Consider the following 13,283-nt stretch of genomic DNA (forward strand, 5'->3'; position numbering starts at 1 on the left):
CATAGACAGGTGCCGCATGACCACGATAGAAGACGAATTGATTATCGGCCTCGTGTCGATCTCGGACCGCGCCAGCGGCGGCGTGTATGAAGACCTGGGCATCCCTGCGCTGGAAAGCTGGCTGTCCGCCGCCATCCGCACGCCGTTTCGCCTGGAAAAACGCCTGATCCCGGACGAGCGCTCGCAGATTGAAAACACCCTGATCGACATGGTCGATCTGAGCCACTGCCATTTGATCCTGACGACGGGCGGCACGGGCCCGGCGCGGCGCGATGTGACGCCGGACGCCACGCTCAGCGTCGGGACCAAGGAAATGCCCGGTTTCGGCGAACAGATGCGCCAGATCAGCCTGCAATTCGTGCCGACGGCGATTTTGTCGCGCCAGGTCGCCGTGATCCGCGAGACGCCCGAGCGCGCTTGCCTGATCATGAACTTGCCGGGCCAGCCGAAAGCCATCAAGGAAACACTGGAAGGCTTGAAAGATGCCGATGGCGTGCAACTGGTCAACGGCATCTTTGCCGCCGTACCATATTGCATCGATCTCATCGGCGGTCCCTACATGGAAACCGACCCGGCCATCTGCAAGGCATTCCGTCCCAAATCGGCGCTGCGTCCGGCACAACCCCTACCTGAGGAAAATACATGAGCACCTTGCTGGAAACCATACAACTCGACAGCGCACCGAACCCCACCGTTTCCATCATCTGGATGCACGGCCTGGGCGCCGACGGCAACGACTTCGTGCCCCTGGTGAAGGAACTCGACCTGCGCGGCTGCCCCGCCATCCGCTTCATTTTCCCCAGCGCCGGCACCATGCCCGTCACCATCAACAACGGCTACGTGATGCGCGCCTGGTACGACATCCGCGAAAATGACCTGGTGCGCCGCGAAGATGAAAGCGGCTTGCGCGCCTCGCAAGCCCAAATTGAGGCGCTGATCGCGCGCGAAAAGGCGCGCGGCATTCCCGCCAGCCGCATCATCCTGGCTGGCTTCTCGCAAGGCTGCGCCATGACCCTGCAAACGGGCTTGCGCCATGCGGAACCGCTGGCCGGCCTGATGTGCCTGTCCGGCTACCTGCCGCTGGCCGACAAGACGGCAGCCGAGCGCACGCCGGCCAGCCTGGACACACCGATCTTCATGGCGCACGGCACGGCCGACCCCGTGGTGCCGATCGCTCGCGCCCAGCAGTCGCGCGACTTGCTCACCGGCATGGGTTACAAGGTGGAATGGCACGAGTACATGATGCAGCACTCGCTGTGCCAGGAAGAGATCGACGCCATCGGCGCGTGGCTGAAAAAAGTACTGGCTTGAAATAAAACAGGCGCGGTGTGCGCCGCGCCTGCTGTCATACGGAACGCCGGGAACGATCAGTTCGCCGGCGTTTTTGCATTCCATATTTTCAACATATCGGGCGACGCTTCCGAGCGGATGCCGTTGTCCGTCAGCACCGATTCCGTCGCTGCCAGCATGTCCTTGCGCGGCACGACCACCATTTCCGCATCGCGCTGCTGGAAGCGGAACGTCAGCAGCTCATCGGTCTGGTCGCGCAGCAAGGCCACCAGGTGCGCCAGGCTGCGCACGCGCACGCCATTGACGGAATCGACGACCGAGAAGAACCGGGTACTGTAGCCATTCATCAGCTTGTGCGGGAAGAACGGGGCGGCGATCACCACCAGTTCTTCGCGCTCGCTATCGGGCGCATCGCCGCGCCGCGTGGCCAGCGGGTTGCCGGCAAAACTCATGCCGCCCAACATTGCCGGGTTGCTATTTGGCGCGGCCATGAATTCCGTGCTGGCGCGCGAAAACACCATCGGGCCGAAAATGAAATAGGATGGGTAATTGCCCTGCAGGCCGGCAATGAGCATCGGATGCGCCGCCGAGACGGGCACCTTGATTTTCAGGGGCGCGCCCTGGCGCACCACCGTCAACGGCAATTCGCCATCTTTCGCCAGCTGCTGCACCCGGTACTGGAAGCGCACGCGGCTGTTGGCATTCAGCTTGACCATGCCCTGGTTGTCGATAGGAAAATCGCCGATATGCGTGATGACGTCCCACTCCTTGAGCGGATAGGCGGCATCCTTGCTGGCTGGCGTCATCACGACGGCGCCCTCGACGCCCTTGGCCAGCTTCAGGTAGGTGCGCAGCGCGGGATTTTCCAGCGTTTGCGTCACGTCGCGCATGGCCGGCTTGCCCTGGGGCGCGCCACTTTCCTGGTCGCGCAGGAATAGCTCGATTTCCTCGTTGGGGATGATGTAGCCGATGTTTTGCGCATTGAGCATGCCGGCAAAGGCCAGGCCGATCATCTTCTCGCCCGCAATCACGGGGCCGCCGCTATTGCCCGGGTTGATGGCCGCATCGGTCTGGATGCGCAAGCCGGACACGGGGAAGTTGTAGCGCACGAATTCGATGCGCGAGACGATGCCCTTGGTGATCGATAGCGAGGTGCCGCCCGTCGGATAGCCATACGCCAGCACGGCATCGCGCACGTCTGGCAAGACATTGGCGCGCGGCACCGCTTTATGGCTGGCGAAAAAACTGTCATCGTCGATCTTCAGCAAGGCCAGGTCCATGCCGCGCGAGATGGCCAGCACGGTCGCCGGTATCTTGTCGCCCGCGCCATTGGCCTGGATCTGCACCTGGCTGGCATAGCCGACCACGTGCGCATTGGTGAGGATGCGGCGGCCTTCGATGACGACGCCGGAACCCGTCACCTCTTGCGGCGCGGCCTTGCTCCATGGTTTATAGGGGTCCGGTCCGCGCAGGGTGGAAAACACCTTGACGACGGAATTTTCCAGGGCGGAAGCGCTGGGGCTAGCGCTAGCGGCGGTCTCGGCGGCCAGCGCGCGCACCATCATCAAGGGGGAAAAAGAAAGGGCCAGCACCAGGAAGGCGCGGCCCATCAGGGTGAAGCACGGACGAGTTTTCATTGAGCTTGTTGGCAATGGAAGGGAAGCAAAATTATATATTGAATAATTTCAACTTCATTACACTTTGTCCATCTTTGCCGAAGAACTCCTCTAAACTCCTCTCATCAGGCGGGCAAGGGCGCCACGCCCAAGGCCGGCACGGCCGTCTGCGCCCCGTTCATGACCATGGCCAGGAAAGTGTAGTAGCCATTGATGCCCATCAAGTCGACCACGCCGTGCTCGCCGAACAGCGCCAGCGCGCGCGCATACGTGGCATCGTTGACGCGCTTGTTCTGCTGCAACTCGATGCAAAAGTCATGCACGGCTTGCTCATCGTCCTTCAGGACAAGCGGTGCGCGCCGCGCCGCGATGGCGTCCACGGCCGCCTGCGCGATGCCGTTCTGCACGGCCAGCGGTGCGTGGATGGCCCACTCGACCTGCTGGTCCCACTGGCGCGCCGTCACCAGGATCGCCAGTTCCGACAGGCGCGTGCCGATGGCGCTGCGGTAGCGCAAGTATTCTCCCATGCGCTGCGCCGTTTCCATCAGCTCCGGGCTGCGGATCAGCGGAACGAAGGGGCCGTACAGGGCGCCGCGCGGACCATCGATGATGGCTTGCGCGGCAGCACGCTGCTGGGCGTCGAGCCGCTCCAGCGGCAGCGCGGGCAAACGGTCGATATCGCCCCCTGCCATCAGGCAGTCCAGGCGACCACGTCCTGCTGCTGTTCACCGAGGCCGGGGATGCCCAGGCGCATGCTGTCGCCTTTTTTGAGGAAACGCTGCGGCTTGCGGCCCTGGCCCACGCCCGGTGGCGTGCCCGTGGCGATGACGTCGCCCGGTTCCAGGGTCATGAATTGCGACAGGTAGCTGACGATCTGCGCCACCGTGAAGATCATGGTTTGCGTGTTGCCGGTCTGCATGCGCTTGCCATTGACTTCCAGGTACAGGTCCAGGTCTTGCTCGTCGATGACTTCATCGCGCGTCACCAGCCACGGGCCGATGGGGCCGAAGGTGTCGCAGCCCTTGCCTTTATCCCATTGACCGCCCCGTTCCAGCTGGAACGAGCGCTCGGAAATATCGTTGACGACGCAATAGCCGGCCACGTATTTCAGCGCGTCCTCTTCGCTCACGTACTGTGCGCGCGTGCCGATGACGACGCCCAGCTCCACTTCCCAGTCCGTCTTTTTCGAGCCTTTCGGCAACACGACATTGTCGTCCGGGCCATTCAGGCAAGTGATCGCCTTCATGAAGACGATGGGTTCGGCGGGAATCGGCATGCCCGATTCGGCCGCGTGGTCCGCGTAATTGAGGCCGATGCCGATGAATTTGCCGACTTTCGCCAGCGGCACGCCGAAGCGGGGATTGCCGCGCACCAGGGGCAGCGTCTTTTCGTCGAGCTTGGCCAGCTTGCGCAGGGCCTTGTCGGACAGTTGTGCGCCGTCAATATCGGCAATCACGCCGGACAGGTCGCGCAGTTTGCCTTCTTCATCGATCAGGCCCGGTTTTTCCTTGCCTGGACGTCCATAACGAACGAGTTTCATAGTCTTCCTTGGAGTTGATCATTGCCGCTGTGCAGGCCGCCATTTTACCGGATGGCCCGGCGCGCCTGTAGCGGTGAACGAAAAACATCGCAAGTCCCGGCAGTTGCAAGGCCGCCAGCACGCCAAACGCCACCTGGTACGCTTGCGGCGGGTACTGCTGCAAGCTGTTCAGGGGCCAGCAGCCGAGGATCAGGCCAAAGCCCGCCTGCACCAGAAAGGCGCCCGTGAAAATGAGCAGATTCAAACAGGTGGCCGCCCTGCCCGTCAGGCTGGCTGGCATGCTTTGCGCGACGATCGCATACTCGAGGCCCGTCACCGTGCCCAGCATGGCAAACAGCACGGACAGCATGGGCAGGCTGGGCACGACGTTACACGCCATTGCCACTTGCACGGCAACAAACAGGATGATGCCGGCGGCCGCCACTTGCATGGGGGCAATGCCGCGCCGCCCCGCCCACTCCGTCAGCATGCCCATGCCGATGGCGCCGAAGATGACGGCCGCCATGCCCAGGTACAGCAGATACGCGACATTGTCATCGGACAAGCCACCCACGTCGGCCAGCCAGCGCCCCACCCACAAGCCCTGCACGCCAAAGAACACCGTGTGCGGCAGCAAGATCAGCGCGATGGTGCGGCGAAAGCCGGGATCGCGATACACGCGCCAGACACTGACCTTGCTCACCGGGTGCGCCGTGGCGGGTGCGGGCATGGCCGGCGACAGCAGGCGGATCAGCACGCCGATGGCCAGCGCCGCCAGCGCCAGGCCCAGGAACACGCCGCGCCAGTCCGTGTAGTGCAGGGCCAGCTTGACGGGCATGGTGGCCGTGGCCGCGCCCAGGCCGCCCACGGCGATCAGGTAGCCATGCACGGAAGGCAGGCGCGCGGGCACAATGGCGCACGAGATCGCTTTCACGGCGGCCATGAAACAGCCGCCCAGGCCTGCCCCCATCAGCGCGCGCGCCCACATCAGCTCGGCAAAGCTGTGGCCCCGGCTGAACAGCCACACACCCAGGGCCGCCAGCGCCAGCAGCCACAGTTGCACCGTGCGGGGGCCGTAACGGTCGAGCGCCATGCCGATCGGCAGTTGCACCAGCGCAAAGGCGAGAAAAAAGGCGCTGGTCAGCAGGCCCAGCTGCGCTGGCGTCAGGACGATGGCGCCCAGCAATTCCGCCGTCAGCACGGCATTCACGCCGCGCAGCAGGCACGACAGGTAATGCCCGAGCGCGAACGGCAGGAACACCAGGCAAAACACGGCTACGCCGGAACGCGAAGAGGCGCCGGCGCCGTGCATGCTCAGGCGGCCTGTGCCAGGCGGATGATTTTATGCGGCACCTGCGGCACAGGTTCATCCGTTTCAAAGAAAAATTTATCGTGGCCGAATGCGGGCTTTAAATCGTCCATCCACGTCGCTTCCGCATCGAACTGCGCATAAAACGGCCGGCGCACCCAGTCCGGGTTGCGCGCCTGCAAAAATTGCAGGGCAAACAGTTTTTCGCCATTGATGGTGACGATGCCATCGATGACGATCTTGCCGGGGAACGCGCTCATGGAGGGCCCGCGCACCGTGCGCGACAGGCCGGACACCCTCTGGTAGGCGGCCTGGAAGATTTCATGTGCCTTCGCCAAGGGCAACTCGAAATAGCCGCGCGGCCCCGTGTCCCGTTCGACAAACATGTAATACGGAATCGCTCCCAGGCGCGTGCCCGTCTGCCACAGCTCGGCCCAGCTAGCCGGGTCTTCATTGATGTGGCGGATCAGCGGCCCCTGCATGCGCAAGGTGGCGCCCGTGGAGACGATGCGTTTCACCGCTTGCTGCGCGATATCCTGGCGCAACTCGACGGCATGGCTGTAATGGCCCATCACGGCCAGGTTCTTGCCCGCCTTGACGATGCGCTCGAACAGGCGCAACAAATCGTCCGCATCGCGGTCCGAGACAAAACGCTGCGGCCAATACGCCACCGCCTTGGTGCCGATGCGGATATTCTGGATGTGTTCCAGGCCCGGCGCCAGCAGCGGCTCCAGGTGGGCGGCCAGTTGCCGCGTGTTCATGATCATCGGGTCGCCGCCCGTGATCAGTACATCCGTCACTTCCGGATGCAATTTCAGGTAGGAGGCCAGCTCATGCGACTCGCGCGCATCGAACTTCATGTCATCCATGCCGACGAACTGGGGCCAGCGGAAGCAGAAGGTGCAATACGCGTGGCACGTCTGGCCCGCGCTGGGGAAAAACAGCACCGTCTGCACATATTTATGCTGCAAGCCGCGCACGGGTGCATCGTTGACTTTCGGCACGTTATGCGTCATCTGCCCGGCCGGATGGGGATTCATGCCCAAGCGCAAGCCATGCACATAGGCATCGATGGCCGCCTTGTCACGCTGCACCAGCACCAGGTCGCGCAAGTGCGCGTACTGCTCGGGCGGCAACATGTCGCGATGGGGAAAGACGAGGCGGTAGATGGGGTCGTCAGGAATATTGTTCCAGTCGATCAGCTGGTCAAGCACATAGGCATTGGTGCGAAACGGCAAGACGTGCGACACCACTTGCACGGCTACACGTTGCTCTTCCGGCAGCCATTCCCACTGCCGCGCCTGATGAATGGTTTGCCGCGTATACGGCTTGAACTTGGGTGAAAACGGCTCGGTAATGAGTGCGGACACGATAGTCTCCTTGCCAATAAATAGCGATAACTTTCATGAAATTGACCCTATATCGGCCAATTCCAGCCTCTTTCCCCCACGGGCCATGCCAGCTCGGCACGCTGTGAAAGTCATCATAATTCTTGCCATCTGGAACCAAATTGCTACACATCAACAAGCATTCCGATACGTTGTTCGCTGCCTACAAGCAACACCTTAGTTTGTTCCATCGCAATTTGATGGGACCGTCGACGACGTAAATTACGGCTTGGCAATACATCCCTCGATTCTCACAAGGAGCTGTCATGAAACGCTTATTCACGGGTAGCCTGCTGTGCCTGGCATTTGCCGGCGGCAGCGTCAATGCCGCCGTCGAACCAACGGAAAAAGACGCCATCGCCATGGCCGAACGGGGCGCCGCTTTCATGAAGGCGCATGGCAAGGAAGAAATGATGAAGAAAATCACGGCGAAAGACCCCGACTTCGTGCAGGGCTCGCTGTATGTGGATATGCGTGACATCAAGACGGGCATCGTACTGGCCCACCCCATCAATCCTTCCATCGTGGGCAAGGATTTGACGGACGTGCCTGATGCGAATGGCAAGAAATATCGCCGTGAAATCATTGAGCTGGCGCAAAAGCAGGGCAAGGGCTGGGTCGACTACCAGTACAAGAATCCCAGCAGCGGCAAGATCGAGCCGAAGACCACGTACATCCTGCGCGTCAACGACGTGGTGCTGGAAGCGGGGATCTACAAAAAATAAGGCAGCGGCGGCGTACACGCACGCTGTGCGCCGCCTACGGTTGGAACAGCCATAGCCAGGAGTCAAGCATGCTCAATCAATTACGCATCGGACCAAAATTATTGCTGGCGCCCGCCCTGGTCTTGCTGCTGCTGATACTCAGCTCGAGCGGCGCCTGGTATGGCATGGTGCGGCAAAATGCCTCGCTGGAAAACATGGTACGCGTGCGCATCACGCATCTGAAAGCGGCCGCCGACATACTCGGCGAGGCCAAGCACGTACACGGCAATATGTACCAGTTGCTGTCGTGGACGAATGGCAGCTTCGCCAAGGCTCGCCTCGATACACTGGAGCAACAGATCAAGGCGCGTCACGCGGCCATCGGCACCCAGCTGGCCACGCTGCGCGCCACGGCCACGGGCGCCGAACGCAACCTGGTCGATGCCGCCATCACGGCCCTGGCCGGCTATCGCAAGGCCGTGCTGGAAACCATGGAAATGGCGCAGATGGACCAGTCGATCGCCACCAATTCCATGCTCAAGGCAGAAACGCAATTCGGCCAGTTCAATACGCAGCTGGCGCAGTTGTCGGCCCTGGAAACGACGCTCAGCAGCCAGGCCCATGCGACGGCCAGCGCCGAGTTTCGCAGCCTGGGCTGGAGCCTGCTGCTGACCGTCATGCTCTCCATCCTGGCCTCCATCGTGGTGACCATGCTGGTGCGGCGCGCCATGCTGGTGGAAATCCGCGGCATCGCCGACGCCGTGCAAGACCTGGCGGCGGGCAAGCTGATCGCCGGTGCGCCCAAGCAAGGCAATGACGAGATCGCCGCCACCTCGCGCGTGCTGGACCAGACCATCGCCCACCTGAACCAGACCTTGCGCACCATCATGGACGCCGTGCAATCGATCGACACGGCGTCGCGCGAAATTGCCACCGGCAATCTGGATCTGTCGGCGCGCACGGAAATGCAAGCCAGTTCGCTGGAAGAAACGTCGAGCGCCATGGAAGCGCTGACGCAAGCCGTCAATGACAACGCCGACAACGCCCAGCTGGCCTGCGAGCTGGCCGGGCAAGCGTCCACCCTGGCCGTGCAAGGCGGTGCATCGATGCAGCAGGCGGTGGCGACGATGGCGACGATACGCGCCAATTCGCGCCAGATCGTGGATATTATCGGCGTGATCGATGGTATTTCCTTTCAGACCAATATCCTCGCGCTGAACGCCGCAGTGGAAGCGGCGCGTGCGGGCGAGCAAGGCCGCGGCTTTGCCGTGGTGGCGTCCGAAGTGCGCACCCTGGCGCAACGCTCGGCGCAGGCGGCCAGGGAAATCAAGACCCTGATCGCCACCTCGGTCACTACCATCGATGGCGGCAGCGTGGCCGTGCAGCAAGCGGGCGACAGCATGGGTGCCATCGTGGCCTCGGTGCAGCAAGTCAATGCCATCATCCAGCGCGTCAAAGAGGCCAGCGCCGAGCAGGCCTCGGGCATCACGGAAGTGAACCAGGCCGTCACGCAAATGGATGACGTCACCCAGCAAAATGCGGCCCTGGTGGAACAGGCAGCGGCAGCGGCGGCCAGTTTGCAGGACCAGGCCGTCAAATTGTCGGCGGCCGTAGCCGTGTTCACGCTGGACGAGCGCCCGGCAGCGCCAGCCAGCCACACCGATGAGGAGGCATTCCAGCATCCGGCCAGTGCTCAGCAGGACCGGCGCGCACTGCACAGCCCGCTGCGCGGCAAGTCTGCCCAGCGCGGCGCAAGCACGACGCCACAGCGCCGGCGCAGCTAAGCGGCTGGCGCGCGCATGGGCTTGCTTAAATATGGCGAACCGGCCAGCACGAAGCGCCACGGCGTGTCCATCGCCCTGGAAATGCCGATGCGCGGCCCCGCCTGCACCATCACCTCTTCCTCACGGGCCAACAGCGTGAACGGTGGCGCATCGAGCGCCAGGCGATTCTGAAGGTGGCTCACGCCTAGCGCCTGGCATACCTTGCCAGGCCCCGAACACAGCTGCCGCAGTTCCTCGACGCCGCGCCGCTCGCGCATGGCATCGATGCCCGCCAGCGGCTCGATGGCGCGAATCAGCACGCCCGCCCCATGGCCCGCTTCGCGGCAGACAAAATTCAAACACCAGTGGATGCCATAGGAACGGTAGACATAGGCGTGCGCGGGCGGGCCGAACATGGCCGCATTGCGCGGCGTCATGCCGCCATACGTGTGCGAAGCGGGGTCCAGCCGGTCATACGCTTCCGTTTCCACGATGCGCCCGCCCACGCCGTCGACCAGCACGGTCACGCCGATCAGCTGGCGCGCCACGCTGCTGGAATCGTCCGCAAAATCGATACCGGCCAGGAGTTTTTTCATGCGGCAATTGTACTGCCGCGCTTCCCAGCGCACGTCTTGCCCCATCTTAAAAACAAGTAAAGCTTAATTTTTTGGTCACGGCGACCGGGATGGACAGCGTCGTAAAATGCGGAAAATAGCGTCGGAACAAGGTCAAAATGGGGATTTTTTCCAGAATATATTGTCGAGATGAACTATTGCCACGCATAAACAGCGATAATCGTCGGACACTGCGCCAGACGCTCATGAAGCGGGCAGCGGGCAGCGTGCGACAGAATAAGCACCGGACACAAAAATGATGATGAAGGCGTGATGATGAGAGCGGCAACGCAAAAGCAGGTAGTGCAGGAAGATCCGGTTGACGCCTTGATGCGTTCCATCCGTATCCCGCCGCGCCCCAGCCTGCTGGTCGACTTGCAGCGCGAACTGGCAGAACAGGACCCGTCGCCGCGGCGCATCGCGCGCATCATCGCCGACGATGTCGGCATGTCCGGCGCCCTGCTGAAACTGGCCAACTCGCCCTTCTATGGCGCCGCGCGCAAGGCCAAATCGGTCGAACAAGGCATCAACTTTCTCGGCATCAACCAGTGCAGCGCCATGATGACGGGCTTGCTGGCGCGCCAGGCGCTGGAAGCGGAAGGCGTGGAACTGACCAACTTCTGGGATGTATCGGCCAAGCGTGCGCGCGCCCTGGTATTTACCTCGCGCAAGCTGCGCATCGCCCCGCCCGACATCGCCCACACCTTCGGCCTGTTCTGCGATATCGGCGTGCCCTTGCTGATGAACCGCTTCCCCGACTACGTCAAGACGTACGCAGCGGCGGCCAACGATGCCCACAATTGCTTTACCCGCCTGGAAGACGCGCGCCACCAGACCAACCACGCGGCCATCGGCTGCTTGCTGGCGCGCAACTGGGGCCTGTCCTCCGATGTCTCCTGGGCGATTTTGCACCACCACGACTACACGGTGCTGGCCGACCCGTCCACGGACGACGCCATCCGCTCGCTCGTCGCCCTGTCGCTGCTGGCCGAAAAGGGCATTCAGCGCTACCATGGCAACAGTACCTCGCTGGAGTGGGACAAGGGCGGCGACCTTGCCTGTCAACATCTCGGCCTGTCGCAGGAAGAAGCCGCCGACCTGCTCGACGAGCTGCACGAGATGTTCGATACCGACCATTGAGGTATCAGGCGGCCGCGTCCGCCTGTATGATCTGTCCCGGCGCCTGGCCAAGCCCTGGCGCCCGTTTCCGTTTGCCTGACCCGTATTTCTTAACCTGTTGATCGCCATGCCCAAAAATAAGCGCCCTGTTCCCCGTAAATCCGCCAACACGCCTGAAGACAAGGATGAGTCCGTCACCCGCATGCTGTGCACGATGGCCCTGAACCTGGCGGAGCAGGAAGACAGCGAATCGCAGGGCACGGTGCTGGCCGAGCAAGCCGTCGAGTTCGGCCGCCTGATCCGCAAGGCCTTGAATCAAAAGAAGGATGAAATCCTGTACGACGCCGTCGAGCGCGCCAAGTACGAAGACGTGGGTGCCTACCAGTATTTGCGCAGCCATATCGAGGAAGCGGCCTCGATTTCCGTGATCCGCCGCGAAAATGCCCCGGCCATGGAAATCAACGCCTTTGTCGTACCGCTGCTGGTGCAAAGCACGGGCGGCCTGAAGGAGGCGGACAGCTTCCAGGACCAGGACGCTTTCGAAGCGTTGGTGAAGAGTTTCCAACAGGCAGAACTGGAAAGCGCCAAGGCCAAGGTGGTCTTGATGAGCCATGCCTACGACCTCGATGAAATCGACCGCATCACCTATAGCCACCTGCATGAGATGGTGCGCGATGCGTACTCGTCGATGACGGACAAGAAAATCGTCGCCACGCCGGGCCTGGAAAGCAGCATCGTCGGCTGGAGCGAAACGGCGTTCGGCCCGCAAGACACGGCCATCGAACTGCGCTTCCTGCTGGGCTTTGCCCTCAAGCGCGTGGACGACCCGTTCTATGCGGAACCGAAGGATGAAGCGGCACTCGACGCCTGGTTCGACGCGCGCCTGACCCGCTACCAGCAGTGGACGACGGAAGTGGGCGACCTGGTGAAACGCTGCCTGGCGCCGGTCGGCAGTTCGCTGGAAGTGAGCTTCCTCTACCAGGATCTGTTCCACGGTGGCAAGGAACAAGGCATGAGCGAGTATGCGATGCTGCAGATGATGTCCGGCATCAACCATGCATTGGCGGAAAACAACGTGGATGCCGCGGAGGTTTCGGTGGTCGTCGGCCCGGCCGATGAGCACGGCGAAATGCTGTTGCGCGTCAATGTCAGCACGGCGGGCGGCGAGCTGCTGCACAGCGCCGACAAGCCGCTCGACCTGGCTGCCGACCTGCAGGACGAAGTCGACGACATCTGCGATGCACTGGCCACCATCGGCGTGACGCAATTGTCCGTGGCGCTGAAATTCGATGCCAAGGGACAACCGCTGGAAGCGCAGCCGTACGCACCGGCGTAACACCGGCGACGTAATCAGCGCGCGGCCAGCTCCTGTTGGCCACGCAGCGACAGCCACGCCTGCAATTTCTGCGCATATGCCAAGGTGTAGGCCGGGCTGCTCGACGGCAAGCTGACGATGCGGTAGCGCTGCGCATGCTCGCCCAGCACCTTGATGCCCAGCTTCGCCGCCGTGCCGCCATTGAAGGCGATCGTCTGCAACTGCGGCAGGCTGGCGGCCAGGGCCACAAGGTCATTGTCGTCGCGGGCGCGGATATTGCTGTCCAGGCTGCCTGTGCGCTGCGCCTGCGCCACCACGTCCCACAAGCCCACGCCGTGCGCCAGCAAGGTTGCCAGACGCTCTACATAGGGCAGGCTCTTCAGCTCCACGCCCAGCACCTCGCCCAGCAGCATCCAGAATTTGTTTTGCGGATGCGCATAGTACTGGCTGTGCGCCAGCGATTTTTCGCCGGGCAGGCTGCCCAGTATCAGCAAGCGCGTATTGGCGTCGACGACGGGATCGAAACAGCGCTTGCGCGCATCTGCGGCATGGTCTGGCAAGAAGGCTGGGCTATTCAACTGAGATATCCGGAAGGGAAGGCGAAAGGCCATTTTACCCGGCCACGCGACGGTGTAGAATTCCCGGA

13 protein-coding genes are annotated in these 13,283 nt (G+C 62.4%); 6 read left to right on the plus strand and 7 right to left on the minus strand.

The window, feature by feature from the left end:
• Nucleotides 1–16: 16 nt before the first annotated feature.
• Both mog and FJQ89_RS15235 read left to right on the plus strand, forming a co-directional pair.
• Nucleotides 17–646: a molybdopterin adenylyltransferase gene (gene mog, locus FJQ89_RS15230; RefSeq protein ID WP_141170784.1), complete on the plus strand. Its 630-nt coding sequence runs from the start codon at nucleotides 17–19 to the stop codon at nucleotides 644–646.
• Nucleotides 643–1,311, plus strand: coding sequence for an alpha/beta hydrolase (locus FJQ89_RS15235; RefSeq protein WP_141170785.1), 669 nt, complete (start codon nucleotides 643–645; stop codon nucleotides 1,309–1,311). The genes mog and FJQ89_RS15235 overlap by 4 nt, the downstream gene beginning before the upstream one ends.
• Nucleotides 1,312–1,367: 56 nt before the next feature.
• Here the strand turns inward: FJQ89_RS15235 and FJQ89_RS15240 are convergent, their stop codons facing one another.
• From FJQ89_RS15240 to FJQ89_RS15260, 5 genes are all read right to left on the minus strand, one after another.
• Complete coding sequence (locus FJQ89_RS15240) at nucleotides 1,368–2,927, minus strand: S1C family serine protease (protein WP_243136066.1); 1,560 nt, start codon at nucleotides 2,925–2,927, stop codon at nucleotides 1,368–1,370.
• A gap of 104 nt (nucleotides 2,928–3,031) precedes the next feature.
• Nucleotides 3,032–3,598, minus strand: a complete 567-nt coding sequence (locus tag FJQ89_RS15245; protein WP_141170786.1) for a carboxymuconolactone decarboxylase family protein — start codon at nucleotides 3,596–3,598, stop codon at nucleotides 3,032–3,034.
• Nucleotides 3,598–4,446 carry a fumarylacetoacetate hydrolase family protein gene (locus FJQ89_RS15250; protein ID WP_096237933.1) on the minus strand — a complete coding sequence of 283 codons (849 nt, stop codon included), beginning with the start codon at nucleotides 4,444–4,446 and terminating at the stop codon, nucleotides 3,598–3,600. The genes FJQ89_RS15245 and FJQ89_RS15250 overlap by 1 nt, the downstream gene beginning before the upstream one ends.
• Entirely contained in the window at nucleotides 4,391–5,737 is a 1,347-nt protein-coding gene (locus FJQ89_RS15255; protein ID WP_168208458.1) for an MFS transporter, read from the minus strand. Before FJQ89_RS15255 ends, FJQ89_RS15250 begins: the two co-directional genes overlap by 56 nt.
• Nucleotides 5,738–5,739: 2 nt before the next feature.
• Entirely contained in the window at nucleotides 5,740–7,104 is a 1,365-nt protein-coding gene (locus tag FJQ89_RS15260) for a KamA family radical SAM protein (protein WP_168208459.1), read from the minus strand.
• A gap of 284 nt (nucleotides 7,105–7,388) precedes the next feature.
• On the opposite strand from FJQ89_RS15260, the gene FJQ89_RS15265 reads away from it, so the two are divergent.
• Both FJQ89_RS15265 and FJQ89_RS15270 read left to right on the plus strand, forming a co-directional pair.
• Nucleotides 7,389–7,847 carry a cache domain-containing protein gene (locus FJQ89_RS15265; RefSeq protein WP_141170788.1) on the plus strand — a complete coding sequence of 153 codons (459 nt, stop codon included), beginning with the start codon at nucleotides 7,389–7,391 and terminating at the stop codon, nucleotides 7,845–7,847.
• A gap of 68 nt (nucleotides 7,848–7,915) precedes the next feature.
• Nucleotides 7,916–9,610: a methyl-accepting chemotaxis protein gene (locus FJQ89_RS15270; RefSeq protein ID WP_141170789.1), complete on the plus strand. Its 1,695-nt coding sequence runs from the start codon at nucleotides 7,916–7,918 to the stop codon at nucleotides 9,608–9,610.
• Here FJQ89_RS15270 and FJQ89_RS15275 read toward each other — a convergent pair.
• On the minus strand, nucleotides 9,607–10,185 hold the full coding sequence (locus FJQ89_RS15275; protein ID WP_141170790.1) for a DNA-3-methyladenine glycosylase: 579 nt from the start codon (nucleotides 10,183–10,185) through the stop codon (nucleotides 9,607–9,609). The two genes, FJQ89_RS15270 and FJQ89_RS15275, sit on opposite strands and share 4 nt — an antisense overlap.
• 291 nt (nucleotides 10,186–10,476) lie before the next feature.
• Between FJQ89_RS15275 and FJQ89_RS15280 the strand changes: the two genes are divergently transcribed.
• Both FJQ89_RS15280 and FJQ89_RS15285 read left to right on the plus strand, forming a co-directional pair.
• On the plus strand, nucleotides 10,477–11,343 hold the full coding sequence (locus FJQ89_RS15280; RefSeq protein ID WP_141170791.1) for an HDOD domain-containing protein: 867 nt from the start codon (nucleotides 10,477–10,479) through the stop codon (nucleotides 11,341–11,343).
• Nucleotides 11,344–11,449: 106 nt separating this feature from the next.
• Nucleotides 11,450–12,658: a hypothetical protein gene (locus FJQ89_RS15285; RefSeq protein ID WP_141170792.1), complete on the plus strand. Its 1,209-nt coding sequence runs from the start codon at nucleotides 11,450–11,452 to the stop codon at nucleotides 12,656–12,658.
• 14 nt (nucleotides 12,659–12,672) lie between these two features.
• Here the strand turns inward: FJQ89_RS15285 and FJQ89_RS15290 are convergent, their stop codons facing one another.
• On the minus strand, nucleotides 12,673–13,215 hold the full coding sequence (locus tag FJQ89_RS15290) for a DNA-deoxyinosine glycosylase (protein ID WP_141170793.1): 543 nt from the start codon (nucleotides 13,213–13,215) through the stop codon (nucleotides 12,673–12,675).
• Nucleotides 13,216–13,283 lie beyond the last annotated feature (68 nt).

The organism is Janthinobacterium tructae (assembly GCF_006517255.1).
Taxonomy (GTDB): Bacteria; Pseudomonadota; Gammaproteobacteria; order Burkholderiales; family Burkholderiaceae_D; genus Janthinobacterium; species Janthinobacterium tructae.

What these genes read in the sequence shown, in the direction of transcription:
- FJQ89_RS15265 (WP_141170788.1), top strand. Translation starts at nt 7,389, where the DNA reads ATGAAACGCTTATTCACGGGTAGCCTGCTGTGCCTGGCATTTGCCGGC.
- FJQ89_RS15240 (WP_243136066.1), bottom strand. Translation starts at nt 2,927, where the DNA reads ATGAAAACTCGTCCGTGCTTCACCCTGATGGGCCGCGCCTTCCTGGTG.
- mog (WP_141170784.1), top strand. Translation starts at nt 17, where the DNA reads ATGACCACGATAGAAGACGAATTGATTATCGGCCTCGTGTCGATCTCG.
- FJQ89_RS15280 (WP_141170791.1), top strand. Translation starts at nt 10,477, where the DNA reads ATGATGAGAGCGGCAACGCAAAAGCAGGTAGTGCAGGAAGATCCGGTT.
- FJQ89_RS15285 (WP_141170792.1), top strand. Translation starts at nt 11,450, where the DNA reads ATGCCCAAAAATAAGCGCCCTGTTCCCCGTAAATCCGCCAACACGCCT.
- FJQ89_RS15250 (WP_096237933.1), bottom strand. Translation starts at nt 4,446, where the DNA reads ATGAAACTCGTTCGTTATGGACGTCCAGGCAAGGAAAAACCGGGCCTG.
- FJQ89_RS15275 (WP_141170790.1), bottom strand. Translation starts at nt 10,185, where the DNA reads ATGAAAAAACTCCTGGCCGGTATCGATTTTGCGGACGATTCCAGCAGC.
- FJQ89_RS15255 (WP_168208458.1), bottom strand. Translation starts at nt 5,737, where the DNA reads ATGCACGGCGCCGGCGCCTCTTCGCGTTCCGGCGTAGCCGTGTTTTGC.
- FJQ89_RS15235 (WP_141170785.1), top strand. Translation starts at nt 643, where the DNA reads ATGAGCACCTTGCTGGAAACCATACAACTCGACAGCGCACCGAACCCC.
- FJQ89_RS15245 (WP_141170786.1), bottom strand. Translation starts at nt 3,598, where the DNA reads ATGGCAGGGGGCGATATCGACCGTTTGCCCGCGCTGCCGCTGGAGCGG.
- FJQ89_RS15270 (WP_141170789.1), top strand. Translation starts at nt 7,916, where the DNA reads ATGCTCAATCAATTACGCATCGGACCAAAATTATTGCTGGCGCCCGCC.